Genomic DNA, 1090 nt, shown 5'->3' with positions numbered 1-1090 from the left:
CTAAGACCCCATCGGGCTGATGGGGGGCTTGAATCCCTATGGATACGTCCATAATCCCACCGGTTTTGTTGATCCATACGGGTTAGAAAAGTGTCCACCAGATTTACCTAAAGCGCCAGAACCCGAAACAGTTCCGCTATATAGAGCGGTAAGCCCCAGTGAGTTAAACAATATAAAACAGACAAATGCCTTTAATAGTCCGCCAGGGATTGAAACGAAATATTTTACCACTTCGGGCGAGAAAGCCTCTGAATATGGGAAAAAAGCAGTTTTAGCTTTTCATGATGAGCCGTACACAATTGTAAAAACAGAAATTCCTAAAAATATACTCCTCAGTGACCCTAAATTCTATGCTGAGGTGGATGGAGGTATCCCTGCCTATGTTCTTCCAAATGATCTTTTGGTGAATTTAAAACCTACTATATTAAATTATTCACCATTGCCAAGGAAATAATATGAGAAAAGCTTATGCAACTATAACGCTATTTGAAACCAAATCTGGAGGCAGAAAATCACCCATATTATCATCAAGTTACTATGGATGCCCTCTATTTTTTAAATATCCCAAAGAGCTATCGTCACACGGGTTTGATTGTAGAATGTTAGTGAATGAGCTAGGTGTTGATATATATCCAGGAGAATCTAAAGATAATGTTTCTATTATATTTTTATCTCCAGATGAAGTATTCCCATATTTAACTAAAGGAGTCATGTTTGATATATGGGAAAATGGATATATAGGAAATGGAATAATAACTAAAATAGATATATGAATGTTCTTAATTTGTTAAATTGAAATGCAAAATCAATGAGATAAAGCCGGAAGGATTGCTTCCGGCTTACTTTTTTAGGCTTTATATTCGCTAACCAGCTCTCGCATCCTCAGCTTAATTTCACTAAGCTGGTTTTGCTGGCGCTGGTACTGTTGCTTGATGATGCGGGTGTCGTCGCTGTCAGGAATGAGCACCAGACAGCCGTCCATAATCTTGACGGTGAGTGTCCCACCAATATCGAATCCGGCCTGCTTAAGCCACTGCCCTTTGAGATGTATCGCAGGCGGAGCATTGGCTTTGTCATTTTGCGGCACGTA

2 protein-coding genes and 1 pseudogene are annotated in these 1090 nt (G+C 39.7%); 2 read left to right on the top strand and 1 reads right to left on the bottom strand.

Annotated elements, in window-relative coordinates; genetic code table 11:
* Window positions 1-4: 4 nt before the first annotated feature.
* Both AAC147_RS09620 and AAC147_RS09615 read left to right on the top strand, forming a co-directional pair.
* A pseudogene (locus AAC147_RS09620) lies at window positions 5-97 on the top strand (RHS repeat domain-containing protein); the annotation flags it as partial.
* Between the two features lie 358 nt (window positions 98-455).
* The gene (locus tag AAC147_RS09615) at window positions 456-773 is read left to right on the top strand and encodes a hypothetical protein (RefSeq protein WP_052189845.1); all 318 of its coding nucleotides are present in this window, start codon (window positions 456-458) and stop codon (window positions 771-773) included.
* 74 nt (window positions 774-847) lie between these two features.
* On the opposite strand, the gene AAC147_RS09610 is transcribed toward AAC147_RS09615, so the two are convergent.
* Window positions 848-1090 (bottom strand): SymE family type I addiction module toxin (locus AAC147_RS09610; protein WP_052189843.1); only part of this gene is annotated, 243 nt, incomplete at its 5' end.

It is taken from the genome of Xenorhabdus sp. NBAII XenSa04, from assembly GCF_963866145.1.
Classification (GTDB): Bacteria; Pseudomonadota; Gammaproteobacteria; order Enterobacterales; family Enterobacteriaceae; genus Xenorhabdus; species Xenorhabdus indica.
This window is presented reverse-complemented; position numbering and strand designations above follow the sequence as displayed.